Raw genomic sequence first — 18,445 nt, forward strand, 5'->3', positions numbered from 1 at the left:
AACACTTAAGGAATACTCGCACGAGTAGGGAGACGTTTGTGCAAAAAATGGAAACTACTGCGGTTGATCAATTCGCAGAGCTATTGGGTGTACAAGTAGTGCATCGCAGTTTTGACGAAGCGCGTTGCAAGCTTAATGTGAAAGACGAGCACATGAATGCCTTGGGCGGCGTGCATGGTGGAGTCATATTTTCTTTAGCCGATATCGCTTTTGCGATGGCTTGTAATGCAGGGGATGCGCCATATACTGGCATACAGGCGGATATTCGCTATATGAGCGGTGCGAAAGATAAAGTGTTAATTGCAACGGCAACCAAGGTTGGTAGTAGTAAAAAATTTGCGCATTATGAAGTGTTAATAACGGACGGTTTGAATAATAGAGTCGCTTTGTTTACATCGACCTGTTATAGGCTTGCGCCGTGATAGGCGGCTAGTTAGGGGGTGGATGGGCCTTTTACTCTGAACTAATATTGTTTGCCAATCCACGCGAATACTGCAAATTTAACAATTTACTTTAAGTAAATAAAAATCCATATAAAAAATTGATTTATATTGAATTAATGGGGTTATTGTTTAACTTTAAAAGTACTAGATTTCACCAATCATACTATTTCTAACTTCTATCAAGTGCTGATAAATAGCCTCACTTGCTGCTTTTGAGTCTCTTTGTCTAAGAGCATCTACAAGTTTTCGATGTTGATCTCGATAATGCGCTAATCTTTCCGGAGTTAAGCTTCGTTGTTTTAAAGATTCCCACTCTGGCTGTCTACGAACACCATTAATAACTTCATAAAGATCAGTTAATAGATTATTGTGAGCTGCACCCAGAATTGCTTGATGCAACATACCATCCCAATGTTCAAAATCTAAAATTGTATTAGCTTTCTCACTTTCTTCTAAACAATGAATAATTTGTTGTAAATCTCGGCTAGATGCTCGAGTTGCTGCTAATTCCACAAATTGTGGTTCTAGCATTATACGTAATTCCATTACTTCAACGGGACTAGCGCCATGAATGCGTTGTATTAATGAATCAGCTTTCTCAATATTAGTACTTGAAGGGGTATCTGAGACAAAAGTGCCACGACCCACGTGGCGGGTGATTATTCCTTCTTGTTCTAATTGATCCATTACTTTTCGGATTGTATTTCGAGCAATACCAAATTGTTCAACTAGATCACGTTCAGGTGGCAGTCTATATCCTGCTGGCCAAGTTCCATCGGTTATACGTTTACGAATATGCTGTATTAGCGCTGTACTACTATGTCTTGCTTTTTTTCGTAAGCCTTGTACCGCAATTTCCATAACATCTTTCACCTCTTACAATTGTGATCCAATTCTAATCCAATTTAAAAAAATAGTCCATTTTTTTAAAAAATGGTTCAAATATGATTGACAATAAAAGACCAATTAACAATAATGGTTCATGTAATAACTGATATGGTTTACAATTGGATCAAGATATGAAGCTATTAACATTTCGTAATGTTGCAGGCGATAATACTGTAGCCAAGTTAAATACTGATGGAACAGTTCAGCCACTTGCTTACCCAGATGGACGAGTTGTAAATGATTTATTAACTCTAATTAAAGAGGATATATCTTTAGAAACCCTAATAGATTTCGGACCGGCTCAAACTTTAGAATCAATAAAGTTATTAGCACCAATTCCTAAACCAATACGAAATATCTTTTGTGTTGGGAAAAATTATATTAATCATGCCCAAGAATTTACTAAGAGTGGTTTTGATGCAGGGCAAACTGCAGCAGATGCAATTCCAACTGATCCAATTGTTTTTTCAAAAACTCCTGAAACTGTAATTGCACACAAGGATCGTATCTGGGATGCAGCTGGTGTAAGTGATGCTTTAGATTATGAAGCTGAATTAGCAGTTGTGATTGGCCAGGGTGGACGTGGTATTAATAAAGCTGATGCTATGAACCATGTTTGGGGCTATACCATTATCAATGATATGACTGCACGTGATTGGCAAAAGCGTCACAAACAATGGCATTTAGGTAAGTCCTTCGATACCTTTGGTCCTATGGGTCCTGTAGTTGTTACGGCTGATGAAATTGACGGACATAATCTTGACTTGAAATGTTGGGTAAATGATGAGTTACGTCAAAATACCAATACTAAAGATCTTATTTTTGATATTCCAACTCTAATTGAAGCGATTTCTTCTGGTATTACTTTATTACCTGGGGACATTATTGCTACTGGCACTCCAGAAGGTGTGGGTATTGGTTTTAATCCACCACGCTTCCTTAAAAGAGGGGACGTTGTAAAAATTGAAATTAGTGGTATTGGCCAACTTGAGAATGAGGTGGGTGCGTGACTTCTTCAGTAATTAATGGTCTTTGGGTTGAAGACACTGGCCTTGGTGAAGAGGTATTTTTGTGTATCCATGGGTTAGGCGGGACTTCAAATTTTTGGTCCCCAATTTTAGGAGCTTTTGGTAATTATCGAGTAATTCGACCAGATTTAGCAGGCGCTGGTCGTAATTCTTCAGTATCTGGAAGCCTAACTATACAAGGTCATGTTGAATCGTTAATCAAAATTTTAGATATTCTTAATATCACGAAAGTACATCTTGTCGCACACTCTATGGGGACAATTATTGCGCAACATTTGGCTGTAAACTATCCTCATCGTGTTCTTTCTATGTCTTTGTTTGGACCTTTATCTGCTCCAGCAGATGGGGCTCGGGAAGCAACACGTAATCGTGCAAAACAGGCAAGAACAGGCAATGCAGCTATGCAAGAAATTGCTGATGCAATATGTAAAGCTGCAACTAGTTCAGAAACAAAGACTGAAAGACTAGTTACACTAGCATTAATTCGTGAATCAATTATGCGCCAATCTCCGGATGGATATGCTCTTAACTGTGAAGCACTTGCTGAAGCTGAAAAAGCTGAAATTGAGAGATTAGATTTACCTGTTTTACTTGTTACTGGTGATGAAGATGGAGTAGGGACTCCTGAAGGAACCCAAGCTTTAGCTCATCGGTTAAAGAATGTTCAGCAATTTGTTTTACAAGGATGTGGTCACTGGACGGTTTATGAAAAGCCTTTTGAGTGCATCCGATTAATAACAGATTTTTATAAAAAATTGGGTTTATGAAATAATTGATTCAATTGAAGGAATAAATAGTATGGATACTATAGCTATTACAAATATTTCAATTTTTGATGGAAGTGGAGCAGATCCTTATTTAGGTGAAGTTCTTGTGGAAGGCAATAAAATAAAAGCTATTGCAAAAAATGGTGAATATTTAGAAACAGGAGATGCAAAAATTATTGATGGTCATGGGGCTTTCCTCATGCCTGGTATGACTGAAGGACATACACATTTTTCTTGGAATGATCAACCTAGTTTATCCGCAATTCAATTCATGCCCCCTGAAGAGCATATCCTTTGGTGTATTCGTGTAGCTAAAAGATATTTAGAAATGGGCTGGACAAGTGCATTAGGAGCAGCAACTGCTAAACCTCGTTTAGATGTAGTAACTCGTAATGTTATTGAGGCAGGAGCTTTCCCAGGACCGCGATATCTAGCAGGGAGCCAAGAAATTACGACACCTGGAGGGCTGGGTGATAATACTTTGCCTCATCTTCCAGATACTGCAATGAATTTTGGTGCTATTTGTAATGGCCCAGAAGATATGCGTCGTATTGTGCGTACATTTGTTAAATATGGTGTAGATCACCTAAAAATTAATCTTTCAGGAGAATATATCGCAGGAATTCCAGCAGAAGCTAACCCTTTTTCTGAAGAAGAAATTGCTATGCTGGCATCAGAAGCCAAAATAGCAGGCAAAAGAGTTGCTGCACATGCTCGTTCAAATGAGTCAGTAAAAGCATGTATAAAACATGGATTTGAATTAATTTTCCATGCTAGTTTCGCTGATGAAGAAGCTTTAGATATGCTAGAAGCTAATAAAGATAAGCATTTTGTCGTTCCTGGTTTAGGTTGGTTGATAAATACACTTTATAACGCCAGTGATTATGGTATTACTGAAGAAATTGCAACCAAAATGGGATACAAGCGTGAGTTAGAAGTTGCTTCCGAAGCACTTTCCAAAATGCATAAAAGAGGTATACGTGTCTTACCAGGAGGTGATTATGGTTTTGCTTGGATGCCTCATGGGACAAATGCTAAAGATCTCGAATATCTTGTCAAATATGTAGGTATGACTCCTAAAGAAGCTTTAATTTCAGCTACTAAATATGGAGCTGAATTAATGATGAGACCAAATGATTTAGGTCAGATTAAAGAAGGATTTCTTGCAGATATTATATTGGTTGATGGAAATCCAATCGAAAATCTTGCCTTATTACAGAATCCTGAAAAGATTTTAATGGTGATGAAAGATGGTGAGATCTATAAAAATATGCGAACTGTCCTTCCACCACGGGGAGTGATTCGTTCTGTTTATGGTGGAAATCCACTAGTAGAAGCAGGAGTACGCAAAGTATCTCCCAATGATCCAATGAGTTCTCATACTACCTAAATCATTTGATGGTTTTACCTTTGTAAATCGCGGGGTAAAACCACTTTCCATCTTTTTTCGGAGAATTATCATGTCCCGATTCTATTTAATGGGGGCAATAGCTTCGCTTATTGTTTTTTTTACAACAAGCGTATCTGCCCAAAATTTTACGATTAATTCATTTTCATTATTAGCAACTAATAAAGCAAAATCTGATGCTATCTATGGTTACGGTACTAGTGATGAAGATTTGCAGATGTTTCAATATGAACATTTCAGTACTCATGATTGGGGCGATATTTATTTTGATGCGGAACTATTCCATGGAAATGATGTAGGTTCGCCTGTAGTGAGCGGAAATGATTTTCAATCACTATTTGTATTAAACCCAAGATTAAGTATTAGTAAATTAACTAATAATCCAATGAGTTGGGGGCCTATCAGTGATGTAAGTCTTATAGGAAGATGGGAAGTTAGTAGTTATCCATCTAGTAATAATTTCCATTCACAGAATTATGGAATCTCTCTAAATTTTAATGTGCCTTATTTTTCTTGGTTTGAATCGGGTTTGCTTTATCGTGACACCAATTTTGATCCCGATACGTGGTTATGGCGTACTGTGTTAATGTCTAATCCAATAAAAATAAAAGAACAAAATTTTCATATTAATTTATTATCTTTAGTAAATGGTAGTAGCCACAATGGAACAGAAATATTTGAGAGGGGAGATTTATTATGGGAAATAGGAAAAAAATCTAAAACTCAAATTGGAGTTCGACTCGAATATGTGAATTATGCTAATGATCCTTTAAAAACTAGTGGAGACTATAGCCGATTTACTCCTTTTTTAATGATTAAATACACACCTTAATTTTTCTAAACAATTTTAAATTATAGTAAGACGTGTAAGCAGGGATATATATACCTGCTTACTTATAGCTATCTTTCAACGAGCCTTTTCAGAAACTAATAGAGAATCTCATCTTTGGTATGAGATGGCTTTATTTGTTTATGTGAATGAAAGTTTAATAAATATTCCCCTCTACAACCCTCACTTAACAATAACCCACCCATTATTTAGCCTTACTTTTCTAATGATTTAATTTAAAACAAATGGCATTTTGCGTGCTTGACTGCAAAAGGGTTGGGCACTATTCTTTGCCTGCTGGCCACATTGCCAGACGGTCGTCGCGGACCGTGATGAAAGATCGCATCAGAGTTATTCCTTCTGAGGGATAGTCTTATGCGTGAACTCCTCGTCTCCTCCCGTTGCGGTAGGACGGGAGAGGGACACCTTCGGGTGTGCTGGTTATATCTTTCACCAGTCCGCGAACCCTTTCTCGTTCTGCCACCATAATTTTAATGTCGGCAGAACTCCCAATAAAAAGGAGTTGGCTTTGCACATCCATTATTTCTTGGCTCTCAATGCCAAAAGCTATAACGACACAGCTTAAAAATTAAAGCAGCTTGATTGCCATAAGGCTTTCAGGTTTAAAGTCTTTTTTATTTAAAACTTAGCAATAACAAACTCGAGATGTGCTATGCACAGTCTTTACGGCTTTGCTATGCCTTTTTTCTCCCAAAAAGGGCACAGGCTTTTTTTATCTCATTTAGAAACAACAAGAATTTATAACGGTAAAACTATGCCAAAGTTAGTGCTTTCTTCGCGTGCCATACAAGTCATCAACAAGTCGATTGATTTATTTCACCATCGTGGCTTTCATACCGTTGGGGTAGATCGAATCGTGAAAGAATGCAAAATTACCAAAGCGACTTTTTATAACTTCTTTCATTCAAAAGAACGGTTTATTGAAATCTGCTTGATCGTCCAGAAAGAACGATTAAAAGAAAAAGTGGTCTCAATTGTTGAGTATGCCCAAGACACAAGCGCGGCCGATAAACTCAAACAGCTTTATTTCTTACATACCGATGTAGAGGGGATGTACTACCTATTATTTAAAGCCATGTTCGAAACGAAACTGACCTATCCAAAAGCCTATATCACCGCAGTGAGATATCGCACATGGCTGCTGAATGAAATCTATAGCCAGCTGATAAAACTAAAAACCGATGCGACTTTTCAAGACGCCAAACTATTTTTATATATGGTGGAGGGCACAATTATTCAGCTTTTAAGCTCAGATGGGGCAATTGATCGGGAAAATATGTTGGATTGTTTTTTTATGCAGTTTAGGTAGGTGATGTAAAATGCTGGGCTGATAACAAAAAATATTAGACCGGTCGTCTACTAATCTATATAGTGAGGTCTTACTTTGTTGACCTTCTAGTTTAAAAGAGAAAATTAATGTCTATTATTCTTCATCATTTAAATGCTTCACGCTCATTTCGCATTCTGTGGTTACTTGAAGAAATTAATCAACCTTATGAATTAAAAAGTTATTTTCGAGATAAAGCTACAAATCTTGCACCTCAAGAATTAAAAAATATTCATCCTTTAGGAAAATCACCAGTGATTGAGCTTAATGGAAAAGTAATTGTAGAATCAGGTGCAATTGTAGAAATTTTGATTGAAAAGTTTGCTCCTCAACTTATGCCCGTAAAAGATTCAGATAGTTATCTTGATTATTTACAATGGGTTCATTTTTCAGAAAGTTCGGCTATGGTTCCATATTTATTAAATATTTTTAATTCGATTGAGTTAAAAAATGGCACTCAATTAAAGTTCTTGGATCAATATGCGCAAACTGAGTTGGATAAAGTATTTTCGTATTTAGATCAACAATTAGTAGGCAAAAAATTCTTAGTAGGCGATTGCTTAACGGGTGCAGATTTTATGATTGGTTTCGTAGTCTATGGTCTAATTAATTCTTTAAATATTCGATCAAAATATCTCAATATTGAGCAATATGTAAAAAGTCTCGAAAACCTAGCAAGCTGGCAAAAAGCCATGTCTATAGAACAAAATCTTCATCACCAAACCAATGCCTAAAAACGAAATACCCTTAAGCAATTAAAAATAGAATTGATTTCCCAAGTTGAGAAATCAATTCAGCAATTTAGATCCCTTCAACAAAACTCACCATGACATCACAGCAGCCTTGGCGTTTACTTTTGGCAAGCTGATATTCAGGTGAAAAATAACATTCACGTGCAGTTTCCATGTCTGGAAATTCAATGACCACGTGACGTTCAAACTCTTGTCCCTCTAAAACTTCTGAGGCACCACCACGCGCAAGAAACTTGGCGCCGTACTTTTGAAAAGCTTGCGGAGCAGTGGCCATATATTGTTTATATTGTTCCATATCATGAATGGTGACATGAGCAATCCAGTAAGCAGACATATCGTATTTCCCTATAATTCATTCAATAAAGGTTTATTTACCTTTTCCTAAAACTTGTGATTTCAGGCATCTAAAATATTTTTTGCGACAGCAGCAGCTTCGGCAATATGTTCAGCAACCGCTTGTTTTGCCTTTTCAGGGTCTTTGTGAAGGTAGATAGCTTCACACATATTTTTAATACGTTGATAACCTGAAATTTCACGCTTTGTTGATTTCATGGTCATGGCACGAAGACGGCTAATTCGGCCATTTAAGCGTTGCACCACTTCCCAAGCAATATGATGGTTTGCTGTAGTAAAGATGGTTTGATAAAGCTGGGTTGAGGTCTCAATAATCAGATTGATGTCATCGGCAGCAAAAGCAGCTTTAAGATCTTCTAATAGAAGCTTTAATTTTTCAGCAGTTTTCTCATCCAGGTTTTTAGTGCAGTCAGCCACAGCGCTTTGCTCTAACAAGAGACGAATTTCATAAATCTGTGAAGCGATGTCCCAGTTAAGTAGCGAAACAATAGGGCCTTTATTTGGCAAAATCTCGACTAAACCTTCTGCTTCCAAATAACGAATCACTTCGCGAACCACAGAACGGCTCACGCCGAGTTCTTCACATAACGTTCTTTCAACCAGTCTTTTTCCCGAAGGGAAATAGCCTGTAATAATGGCATTACGCACTTTATCTAAACACAGCTCTCGTAAAGTTACGGGCGGGTTTTCAATTTTAAGATTCATAAATAATTAAATTTTCCTGTTTTTTAACATGTTGAGTTTCATCACATGTTTTTCAATGAAAATTAGCATAGCAAACTCTTGCTTTTTTTTCAGTATGTATTATGGTATACCATAATACGAATGACAAGATAATTTACTTGCAAGGAAGAGCAATGGAACTTATACGTAAAACAGTGCTTCATGTAGAAACCACTTATGTAGATGGCGGTAAAGAAGCAGCAAAGCCTTTAAAAATGGTGGCAGCTGCAGCGGTCATTAAAAACCCGTGGGCAGGGCAAGGTTATGTAGAAAACCTAACACCGGAAATTCGCCGTATTGCGCCAATCTTAAGCGAGCATTTAACCAAACTTATTCTTGATGAAGTGGGTTCAGGTGAAGCCGTTGAAGCTTTTGGCAAAAGTGCAGTGGTGGGCTTAAATGGTGAACTTGAGCATGCATCAGCTTTAATTCACACCTTACATTTTGGTAATACTTACCGTAGTGCTGTCGGTGCGAAATCTTATTTGGCATTTAACAATACCCGTGGCCCAGCAAACGCGCCGATTTTAATTCCAATGATGGATAAAAATGACGAAGGCCGTCGTTCTCATTACTTAACATTGCAATTTGCAATTCCAGATGCACCTGCTGCTGATGAGCTGGTTGTTGTGATTGGTGCAGCAACAGGTGGTCGACCACATCATCGTATTGGTGATCGTTATAAAGATTTGGAAGAGTTAGGTCATGATGTCAAAAACCCTGCAGCTGTCAAATAACCGTATAGCTCACTATTTTGAGCAAGGCGAAGGAGAGCCTCTGGTTCTGATCCATGGAGTGGGAATGCAAGCTGCGGCATGGTATCCACAAATTGAATATTTTTCTAAACATTATCATGTAATTTCAGTGGATATGCCGGGACATGGTCAAAGTACCAAATTACCGGCAGACGCAAAATTACAAGATTTTGTTGAATGGACCATCGAATTTATTACAGCCTTAAATCTAGGACCTGTAAATTTAGCGGGACATTCAATGGGATCACTGATTACGACAGGGGTTAGCGTTACCCGACCTGATTTGGTTAAACGAATGGCGGTGCTCAATGGAGTATATAAACGTACAACACAGGCACGTAATGCAGTCATCCAAAGAGCTGAAGAGTTAAAAACAGGCCGTATTGATGTCGAGACTCCACTACAGCGCTGGTTTGGCGAAAGTGAAGTCGAGCGTATAGCAGCAGCCAAAGTAAAAACTTGGCTCGAAAATGTCGACTTGTCTGGCTATACCACTGCATATTCTGCTTTTGCGCAAGGCGATGAAACCTATGCAGATGACTGGTCAAAGATCACTTGTCCTGCTTTGGTGTTGACCGGAACAGATGATCCGAACTCAACTGCAGAAATGGCTTTGCAAATGGCGAATCAGGCAAAGCATGGCACTGCAATAGTCATTGAAAATGAACGTCACATGGTGAACTTAACTGCACCTGACAAAGTGAATAATGCAATGCAAGCGTGGTTGGAAACCAGCGTTTAATTTGCCACACATTGCTGAAGGAATATAACAATGAGTGAAATGGATACTATCAATAAAATGCGTGAACTACGTGATGCTTTCGGGTCATTTATGACAGGCGTTACCGTGGTCACAACCTGTAAAGAAGATGGAACGCCACTTGGCTTTACAGCGAACTCTTTTGCTTCGGTGTCTTTGGACCCAGCTTTACTTCTAGTGAGTATTGCCAAGACATCAAGCAATTATCATAACTTTGCAAATGCCACACATTTTGCAATCAATATTTTGGCAGAAGAGCAAAAGGATGTTTCAAATACTTTTGCTCGTCCAAGCGAAGACCGTTTTGCAAATATTTCATGGTCAAAAAGCACTTGCCAAAATCCGCTGATCGATCATGTCAGTGCATGGTTTGACTGTACAACCTACCAAGTTGTCGATGCAGGCGACCATGCCATTTTAATTGGTAAAGTTGAAGATTTTGCTTCAACCGGTTTTGCAGGTCTTGGTTATTATCGTGGTGGATACTTCACACCAGCCAAACTTTCTGCCGAGGTTATCTCTGGTCCTAAAGTGGTAATGAGTGCCATTATTGGACATGAAAATACCATTTTGCTTGAAGAAACTGCCGATCATAAATGGACTATTCCACATGTCATGGTAGATAAAGACGGTGCAGATAAAGCGCTTGAGAAAATCTTTGCACAATATCAGCCAGATGCTTCTGCCAACTTCATTTACTCTGTATATGAAAACGTTGAAAACCAGCAGCAATATATTTCATTTTTATGCAACACACCCGTAGCTCAAGCCACTAAAGGTCAGTTTGTCGATTTAAATGATCTTGAAAAGCTAGAGTTTGTAGACAGCGCTTTAGAAAGTATGTTGATGCGCTATCGCAAAGAAAACCATTTGAAAACTTATGGTGTTTATTACGGAAATCAGACAACAGGTACAGTTCGTCAAATCGTTAAAGAGGAAGTTTAATCATGCGTTTTTCATTATTTGTGCATATGGAACGTGTTTCTGATCAGCAAACCCAGAAGCAGCTTTATGATGAAATGATTGAGCTTTGTCAGATTGCAGACCGTGGTGGTATGCATGCAGTTTGGACAGGCGAACACCATGCCATGAACTTTACCATTGCACCCAACCCATTTTTAAATCTGGTCGATTTAGCCAATAAAACCAAAAATGTTCGTTTAGGTACAGGCACGGTGGTAGCACCATTCTGGCACCCGATTAAACTTGCAGGTGAAGCTGCAATGACCGACATTATTACCAACGGCCGTTTAGATATTGGTATTGCTCGTGGTGCTTATTCATTTGAATATGAACGTATGGTTCCGGGCATGGATGCATGGAGTGCTGGTCAGCGTTTACGTGAAATGATTCCTGCAATTAAAAATCTTTGGAAAGGCGATTATGAGCATAACGGTGAATTTTGGCAGTTTCCAAAAACCACCTCGGCACCTCAACCGCTTCAACAACCGCACCCACCAATTTGGGTTGCTGCTCGTGATCCAAATAGCCATGAATTTGCTGTGCAAAATGGCTGTAATGTACAGGTAACGCCTTTGCATTTAGGTGATGAAGAAGTTGAAAAGCTTATGGGACATTTTAATGCAGCTTGCGAAAAGTTTAATGAAATTCAACGCCCTGAAATTATGTTGCTCCGCCATACTTATGTAGCAGATAGTGAAGAAGATGCTCAACTGGCAGCAGATGAAATTAATACCTTCTATAACTACTTCGGCGCTTGGTTTAAAAATGAGCGTGAAATTAATCAAGGTTTAATTGCACCTTTAAGTGTTGAAGAAATTGCTGCACATCCTTTTTATACACCAGAAGCGATGCGTAAAAATAATGTGATTGGACAAGCCCAAGAAGTCATTGACCGCTTAAAAGCTTATGAAGCAATGGGCTATAACGAATATTCTTTCTGGATTGATACGGGCATGAGCTTTGAACGCAAAAAAGCCTCATTAGAACGTATGATCAATGAAGTTATGCCGGCATTTGCATAGAGGCGAATATCATGACAGCAGATTTTCAGCTTTATATTAATGGTCAGTTTGAATCTGGTGCAGCAACATTTGAAAGTATTAATCCTGCAACAGGTGAAGTCTGGGCACAGATGCCGGAAGCTCGAACCGATGAAGTCAACCGAGCAGTTCAAGCGGCATCTCAGGCCTTAAAAGCACCAGCTTGGGCAGGTTTAACTGCCTCACAGCGTGGTAAATTGCTCTATAAACTGGCTGATTTAATTGAAAAAGCTGCACCGCAACTGGCTCAAATTGAAACCAGTGATACGGGCAAGATTATTCGTGAAACATCGAGTCAGATTGCCTATGTCGCTGAATATTATCGCTACTATGCAGGTATTGCCGACAAATTAGAGGGCAGTTTTCTACCGATTGATAAGGCAGACATGCAAGCATGGATTGTTCGTGAACCAGTAGGCGTGATTGCTGCAATTGTTCCTTGGAACAGTCAGTTATTTCTATCGGCAGTAAAGGTAGGGCCAGCTTTAGCGGCAGGTTGTACCGTTGTGCTAAAAGCATCTGAAGACGGCCCTGGACCATTATTGGCTTTTGCTAAATTGGTCCACGAAGCGGGTTTTCCGGCTGGAGTGGTCAATGTAATTACTGGTTTCGGGCCTGAATGTGGCGCCGTGCTGAGTAGTCATCCTGATGTTGCCCATGTTGCGTTTACAGGTGGTCCAGAAACGGCACGGCACATTGTGCGTAACTCGGCTGAAAATCTTGCAAAAGTTTCACTCGAATTAGGTGGCAAATCACCATTTATTGTATTTGCTGATGCAGATATTCAAAGTGCGGTAAATGCTCAGGTCGCTGCTATTTTTGCGGCCACTGGGCAAAGTTGTGTTGCGGGTTCACGCTTACTGGTTGAAGAAAGCATTAAAGATGAATTTGTTCAGCGTTTGGTTGAGCGTGTACAAACTATAAAAATTGGTTTACCTCATGAGATCACAACCGAGTTTGGACCACTTTGTACCCTACGGCAGCGCCAAAAAATTGAGCAAGTCGTTGCAAGTTCAATCCAGCAAGGTGCAAAACTTCTTACTGGTGGTAAAAGCCTTGAGCGAGCAGGGTATTACTATCCACCGACCATTTTAGATTGTACCGATGCACCTCAAGCAGATTGCATTACCACTGAACTATTTGGTCCGGTGTTATCGGTAGATAGTTTCAAAGATGAAGCGGAAGCTGTGCAAAAAGCCAATAGTACGCCTTACGGGTTGGCAGCAGGCGTTTTTACCACCAATTTAAGCCGTGCTCACCGCATGACGAAAGTCATTGGGTCGGGAATTGTTTGGCTCAATACTTACCGTGCTGTTTCTCCACTTGCACCTTTCGGTGGACATGGGCTTTCGGGGCATGGTCGGGAAGGTGGCGCAAATGCGGTTCTAGATTATACCGCCACCAAAACAGTTTGGTTACGTACCTCAGATGAGCCAATTGATGACCCATTTGTCATGAGATAAATCATGACTTGAGGTATGAAAATATAACGGGATTTTAATTTCAAGGATGAAAAAATGAATCAGTCAAACTCAGTAATCGCCTAAAGCTTTAAATAGTTGAAAACGTAAAACTAGATGTATCGATGCTTAATCAAGTATTGATCGGACTGGCTTTACCTTTTTCTTGGCTAAAACAACACAAACAGAGTTATGAGCTGTTTGTAACAGGAAATAAAAAGATGAAGCCGAGTCATACCGACATGACTTTGGCTGGGCAGATTTTTTGATGTTGAGGAAATGAATTCCTCAAAGAGAGATTAAGGATATGAGCCAAAACGAAAATAGCAATAATGCTTTCGCTATCGAAAGTCATTCCATTGATTATGTTGCTCCCTCTGAACGTAATGGAAAAGTTCGCGATCTATTCACATTATGGTTTTGTACCAATATTGCACCGCTTGCCGTCATTACGGGTGCAATGTCAATTTTAACCTTTAACCTCAATATTGTAAGTGCATTACTTGCGATCTGCTGCGGGCATTTTTTTGGTGCAGCGATTCTGGCCTTAACCTCTGCACAAGGTCCGCAGGTCGGCATTCCTCAAATGATTCAGAGCCGCGCACAGTTCGGGCGTTATGGGGCATTGCTGGTTGTACTGTTTACCACCCTCATTTATTTAGGTTTTTTCATCTCTAACATTATTTTGTCAGGCAAAACCCTTCATACCGTTGTTCCTGCCATTCCTGTGCCGACCGCAACCGTGATTGGTGCGATTGCAGCAACTACAATTGGCGTGATCGGTTATCACTTTATTCATAAGTTCAATAAAATTGGAACTTGGTTTATGGGTGGTTCGTTGCTCATCGGGCTCATGATTATGGTGCCGCATATTAATGCAGATGTACTTGCCAAAGGCTCTTTCAATATGAAAGGCTGGTTTGCCATGTTTGGTTTGTGTGCGGTATGGCAAATTAGTTTCTCACCTTATACCTCAGATTATTCACGATATTTACCGAAGTCGATTGCTATTTATAAGCCATTTATCTTTACCTATTTAGGCGCATCGTTAGGAACTATTTTTGCGATGGCATTTGGGACGATTGCGGTCAGTATTGGCTCAACGGCGGATGCCATGGAAGCGGTAAAGTCAGGTACAGGTCTTTTTGGTTATGTTCTTATGATTTTGTTCTTATGCAATATCATTGGACATAATGCCATGAACCTCTACGGTGCGGTTCTTTCCTGTATTACCTCTATTCAGACTTTTGCAGGGCAGTGGATGCCAAGCCGAAATATCCGAGTCGTGTTATCAATCATTGTATTAGTTCTAGCGACTTTAACAGCGCTTTGGGCATCAAGTAATTTTATTAGTTTCTTCTTGAATGTGATTTTTGCGCTCTTATTTATTTTGGTGCCATGGGTATCTATTAATTTACTAGATTTCTATGTCGTGAATAAAAAATCTTATGACATTCAATCCATCTTTGCACGTGATGGTGGTATTTACGGCAAATTTAATGCAAAAGCGCTTACGGCTTATTTCATTGGGATTGCGGTACAAATTCCATTCTTAAAAAATGCGTTTTTCACAGGTGCACTGGCCGATGTAATTCCGGATGCGGATATTTCATGGGTGATTGGATTGGTGGTGAGTCTGGTGGTGTATTACGCCTTTAATCTAGGAAAGATTAAATGTTCTGCACCTGCATTAAACGCAAAATTACCTCAATAAGCATTGTAGTGAAAGGAATCCCACAATGAAAAAAAGCTATTTACAAGCGGCTCTAAGCACAGCATTGATGGCTGTAATCTATCCGAGTTACGCAGATGTAAGTTTTGGAAATAGCGATGGTGAATACGGCAAGCTCACCGTATCAGGCTATGTTCGCGCTAATTATCAAGATAAACACTATGGAGAATCAGTTTCTGATCAAAAAATTCGTTTTGATGCTGCGCAGTTAAAACTGGACTACGAGCGTGGATCGTTATTTGGTCACGCGGAATATCGTTGTTATCAATATGACCGTCTATGTGATTTTTCTACGTTGGTTGATGGTTATGTAGGGTACAAATTAAATAAAACAGATCAGGTGGTGGCAGGTGTTCAGCCGATTCCATTTGGACCGGGACGTTTTTGGGGTAATAGCCTATATGGAAGTATGAGCACAACCGCAGGTTTAGAAGATGTTCATAATCTTGGTTTGAATTATCATTTTGAATTGCCGACAGCAACCAAGTTTGATGTGGGTTATTTTGCGGTAGATGGTGGAAGCTACACAGGCTCTACCCAAGATTCAGGACGCTACACTGCAAACTATGTGAGTTCAGACGATCCGAATAAAACCGATTTGCAAGAAAAGAACATGTGGGTAGGCCGAGTGACTCAAGATATAAATCTTGGAATTAATGGATTAACCACACAGCTCGGTGGCTCATATTGGACATCGGATATTGAAAATAAAGCCACTTCGAGTGATGGGCGCCGTCATGCATGGGCACTTTTTGGTAAAGCCAATTATGGCAATTTTAATGTAACCCTTACTGGTGGTAAAAATGACGTAACTAATCAGGATCAGCTCAATCCTAATCAGTCACTCATGGGGTCCTACGACAGTGAATATTATGTAGCTAACAAAGGAACGTTCTATACGGCAGATGTGGGCTACTCTTTCAAAAATGTTAAGCAGATCGGAAACATTACGCCGTACTTTATGTACAGTCAGTACGACAAAGATCAGGACAATATGAAAGATTCGGTCCGTAATATTATTGGTGTGTCTATTGACCATAAACAGCTATCGTTGGTGGCTGAATACATCATGAGTAAAAATGACCCATTCATTGGGGGAACTCAAGATTCATTGGCAAAAGGGGATGATAACCAGTGGAATAAGTTGCTTAACTTAACGCTGTTTTATTATTTCTAAAGACATTTAAACATTCGGGCATACCGAAAATTTTTTTAAATTAATTTTTGGTATGCCATAATACAAAGTTGATGGTGAGCTATTTAATTTATGTATCGCTCCACTATCAATGCAGAAGATCTCAATAGGATAATGATCATGCAGCTTAATGAACTCGCTTTATTTCGTCAGCAAGCTTTTGTTGCTGGAAAGTGGTGCGATGCAGACCATCAACAAACATCCGAAATTTTAAATCCGGCGACATTAGAGATTATTGGTACTGTCCCGAATATGGGCAAAGCTGAAGCTGAACGTGCCATTGAAGCTGCAAAAGAAGCTTGGCCGCTATGGAAAAATAAAACAGCAAAAGATCGATCAATTATTTTAAAAAAATGGTTCGATTTAATCATTTCAAATGCAGATGACTTGGCTTTTATTTTAACGAGTGAGCAAGGAAAGCCTTTAGCTGAAGCCAAGGGTGAAATTTTATATGCTGCCAGTTTTATTGAATGGTTTGCCGAAGAAGCAAAACGAATATATGGCGATATTATTCCAAGCCCATATCCCGATGCTCGTATTGTCGTAAATAAACAGCCTATTGGCGTCGTTGCAGCCATTACACCGTGGAATTTTCCGGCTGCCATGATTACGCGTAAGGTTGCTCCAGCCTTGGCGGCGGGTTGTCCTTGTATTGTAAAACCGGCACCTGAAACACCTTTTACTGCTTTGGCTTTAGTGGACTTAGCTGTGCAATCGGGTGTGCCTGCTGAAATCTTTAGTGTGATTACAGGCGATGCAGCTCATATTGGCGATGCGATTTTTGAAAGTGATGTCGTACGCAAGTTTACTTTTACTGGGTCAACACCAGTCGGCAAAATGCTGCTTGAGCGTTCAGCAAAAACCTTAAAAAAAGTTTCCTTAGAGTTGGGTGGCAATGCGCCGTTTATTGTATTTGATGATGCCGATTTAGATGCAGCAATTGAGGGAGCACTCATTGCTAAATTTAGAAATGCAGGGCAAACCTGTGTCTGCGTCAATCGATTTTTAGTGCAGGCAGGCATTTATGAAAAATTTATTGCTGCCTTAAGCCAAAAAATTCAAAACTTTAATATTGGTAATGGATTAGAAGCAGGGCATGACATTGGGCCATTAATTAATGCCAATGCGGTGAAAAAAGTTGAAGCTCATATTCAAGATGCATTAGATAAAAATGGTCGTCTTGTGGTTGGTGGTAAAAAGCATAAAGCGGGTGAATTGTTTTTTGAACCGACACTGATTGCAGATGTTACCGCTGATATGGATGTGGCAACTCAAGAAACGTTTGGTCCACTGGCAGCCGTATTTAAATTTGAAACCGAGCAACAAGCGGTAGAAATGGCAAACGCAACTGAATTTGGTTTAGCTGCATATTGTTATACCAAAGATTTAGGCCGTGCTTGGCGAATGAGTGAACAGCTTGAATATGGCATGGTCGGAATTAATAAAGGCCTTATTTCAAATGAAGTTGCACCGTTTGGTGGAATTAAACAGTCTGGTTTAGGGCGTGAAGGTTCTAAATACGGTATTGAAGATTATCTGGAAATTAAATACACCTTGTTTGGAGGATTGAATATATGAGTAATGAAAAATTTGAAAAGGGTTTAGCAATCCGTAAACAAGTTCTTGGTGAAGAATATGTAAATAATTCAATCAACAATGCCGATGAGTTTAATCTTCCTCTTCAAGAATTAGTCACTGAATATTGCTGGGGAGCTGTTTGGGGGCGTGAAGAATTAAGTAAACCTGAGCGTAGCTTAATTAACTTGGCAATGATTTCAGCTTTAAATCGTCCACATGAACTAAAACTACATGTTAAAGGTGCACTTCGAAATGGCGTACCTAAAGAGAAAATTCGTGAAGTGCTTTTGCAGGTTGCAATTTACTGTGGCGTACCTGCTGCTGTAGATAGCTTTCGTATTGCTAAAGAGGCAATTAAAGAATTTGAATCTGAGCAATAAACATTAGCTTTGAATATTAAAAAAGGCCTTGTTCAAGTGGAC

General features: G+C 39.4%; 20 protein-coding genes. 17 read left to right on the forward strand and 3 right to left on the reverse strand.

The genetic code is table 11. The features are described from left to right. The first annotated feature begins 38 nt into the window (after positions 1-38). Positions 39-422, forward strand: coding sequence for a PaaI family thioesterase (locus tag MKL33_RS12260; RefSeq protein WP_270907031.1), 384 nt, complete (start codon positions 39-41; stop codon positions 420-422). Between the two features lie 165 nt (positions 423-587). On the opposite strand, the gene MKL33_RS12265 is transcribed toward MKL33_RS12260, so the two are convergent. Beyond that, the gene (locus MKL33_RS12265) at positions 588-1,304 is read right to left on the reverse strand and encodes a FadR/GntR family transcriptional regulator (protein WP_270907032.1); all 717 of its coding nucleotides are present in this window, start codon (positions 1,302-1,304) and stop codon (positions 588-590) included. A 158-nt stretch (positions 1,305-1,462) separates the two neighbouring features. On the opposite strand from MKL33_RS12265, the gene MKL33_RS12270 reads away from it, so the two are divergent. From MKL33_RS12270 to MKL33_RS12295, 6 genes are all read left to right on the forward strand, one after another. Next, a complete protein-coding gene (locus MKL33_RS12270; RefSeq protein WP_270907033.1) occupies positions 1,463-2,341 on the forward strand; it encodes a fumarylacetoacetate hydrolase family protein in 879 nt (292 codons plus the stop codon). Further along, positions 2,338-3,126, forward strand: coding sequence for an alpha/beta fold hydrolase (locus MKL33_RS12275; RefSeq protein ID WP_270907034.1), 789 nt, complete (start codon positions 2,338-2,340; stop codon positions 3,124-3,126). The genes MKL33_RS12270 and MKL33_RS12275 overlap by 4 nt, the downstream gene beginning before the upstream one ends. A 31-nt stretch (positions 3,127-3,157) precedes the next feature. Further along, the gene (locus MKL33_RS12280; protein ID WP_270907035.1) at positions 3,158-4,516 is read left to right on the forward strand and encodes a metal-dependent hydrolase family protein; all 1,359 of its coding nucleotides are present in this window, start codon (positions 3,158-3,160) and stop codon (positions 4,514-4,516) included. A gap of 70 nt (positions 4,517-4,586) precedes the next feature. Next, positions 4,587-5,366, forward strand: coding sequence for an outer membrane protein OmpK (locus tag MKL33_RS12285; protein ID WP_270907036.1), 780 nt, complete (start codon positions 4,587-4,589; stop codon positions 5,364-5,366). A gap of 772 nt (positions 5,367-6,138) precedes the next feature. Then, the gene (locus MKL33_RS12290) at positions 6,139-6,693 is read left to right on the forward strand and encodes a TetR/AcrR family transcriptional regulator (protein ID WP_270907037.1); all 555 of its coding nucleotides are present in this window, start codon (positions 6,139-6,141) and stop codon (positions 6,691-6,693) included. Between the two features lie 107 nt (positions 6,694-6,800). Further along, positions 6,801-7,445 carry a glutathione S-transferase family protein gene (locus MKL33_RS12295; RefSeq protein ID WP_270907038.1) on the forward strand — a complete coding sequence of 215 codons (645 nt, stop codon included), beginning with the start codon at positions 6,801-6,803 and terminating at the stop codon, positions 7,443-7,445. A 67-nt stretch (positions 7,446-7,512) separates the two neighbouring features. Here MKL33_RS12295 and MKL33_RS12300 read toward each other — a convergent pair whose 3' ends face one another. Both MKL33_RS12300 and MKL33_RS12305 read right to left on the reverse strand, forming a co-directional pair. Beyond that, complete coding sequence (locus MKL33_RS12300; protein ID WP_001277471.1) at positions 7,513-7,797, reverse strand: DUF1330 domain-containing protein; 285 nt, start codon at positions 7,795-7,797, stop codon at positions 7,513-7,515. A 62-nt stretch (positions 7,798-7,859) separates the two neighbouring features. Continuing rightward, positions 7,860-8,522, reverse strand: a complete 663-nt coding sequence (locus tag MKL33_RS12305) for a GntR family transcriptional regulator (RefSeq protein ID WP_005076670.1) — start codon at positions 8,520-8,522, stop codon at positions 7,860-7,862. Between the two features lie 152 nt (positions 8,523-8,674). On the opposite strand from MKL33_RS12305, the gene MKL33_RS12310 reads away from it, so the two are divergent. From MKL33_RS12310 to MKL33_RS12355, 10 genes are all read left to right on the forward strand, one after another. Beyond that, positions 8,675-9,277: an amino acid synthesis family protein gene (locus MKL33_RS12310; RefSeq protein ID WP_000420415.1), complete on the forward strand. Its 603-nt coding sequence runs from the start codon at positions 8,675-8,677 to the stop codon at positions 9,275-9,277. Further along, positions 9,246-10,037, forward strand: coding sequence for an alpha/beta fold hydrolase (locus tag MKL33_RS12315; RefSeq protein WP_017385537.1), 792 nt, complete (start codon positions 9,246-9,248; stop codon positions 10,035-10,037). The genes MKL33_RS12310 and MKL33_RS12315 overlap by 32 nt, the downstream gene beginning before the upstream one ends. Positions 10,038-10,067: 30 nt before the next feature. Continuing rightward, on the forward strand, positions 10,068-11,000 hold the full coding sequence (gene tgnA / locus MKL33_RS12320) for a flavin-dependent trigonelline monooxygenase reductase component (protein ID WP_014206412.1): 933 nt from the start codon (positions 10,068-10,070) through the stop codon (positions 10,998-11,000). A gap of 2 nt (positions 11,001-11,002) precedes the next feature. Continuing rightward, positions 11,003-12,040: a flavin-dependent trigonelline monooxygenase oxygenase component gene (tgnB, locus tag MKL33_RS12325; protein WP_001212559.1), complete on the forward strand. Its 1,038-nt coding sequence runs from the start codon at positions 11,003-11,005 to the stop codon at positions 12,038-12,040. A gap of 11 nt (positions 12,041-12,051) precedes the next feature. Continuing rightward, positions 12,052-13,521: a (Z)-2-((N-methylformamido)methylene)-5-hydroxybutyrolactone dehydrogenase gene (tgnC, locus tag MKL33_RS12330; RefSeq protein ID WP_262439698.1), complete on the forward strand. Its 1,470-nt coding sequence runs from the start codon at positions 12,052-12,054 to the stop codon at positions 13,519-13,521. 122 nt (positions 13,522-13,643) lie between these two features. Continuing rightward, the gene (locus MKL33_RS12335) at positions 13,644-13,787 is read left to right on the forward strand and encodes a hypothetical protein (RefSeq protein WP_017385540.1); all 144 of its coding nucleotides are present in this window, start codon (positions 13,644-13,646) and stop codon (positions 13,785-13,787) included. Between the two features lie 38 nt (positions 13,788-13,825). Further along, entirely contained in the window at positions 13,826-15,232 is a 1,407-nt protein-coding gene (locus tag MKL33_RS12340; RefSeq protein ID WP_270907039.1) for a purine-cytosine permease family protein, read from the forward strand. Positions 15,233-15,257: 25 nt separating this feature from the next. Further along, on the forward strand, positions 15,258-16,427 hold the full coding sequence (locus MKL33_RS12345) for a hypothetical protein (RefSeq protein WP_270907040.1): 1,170 nt from the start codon (positions 15,258-15,260) through the stop codon (positions 16,425-16,427). A gap of 138 nt (positions 16,428-16,565) precedes the next feature. After that, positions 16,566-18,023 carry an NAD-dependent succinate-semialdehyde dehydrogenase gene (locus MKL33_RS12350; RefSeq protein WP_270907041.1) on the forward strand — a complete coding sequence of 486 codons (1,458 nt, stop codon included), beginning with the start codon at positions 16,566-16,568 and terminating at the stop codon, positions 18,021-18,023. Then, a complete protein-coding gene (locus tag MKL33_RS12355; RefSeq protein ID WP_000064100.1) occupies positions 18,020-18,403 on the forward strand; it encodes a carboxymuconolactone decarboxylase family protein in 384 nt (127 codons plus the stop codon). Before MKL33_RS12350 ends, MKL33_RS12355 begins: the two co-directional genes overlap by 4 nt. Positions 18,404-18,445: the final 42 nt, after the last annotated feature.

The sequence above is a fragment of the Acinetobacter sp. AOR43_HL genome, assembly GCF_027854635.1.
Classification (GTDB): Bacteria; Pseudomonadota; Gammaproteobacteria; order Pseudomonadales; family Moraxellaceae; genus Acinetobacter; species Acinetobacter pittii.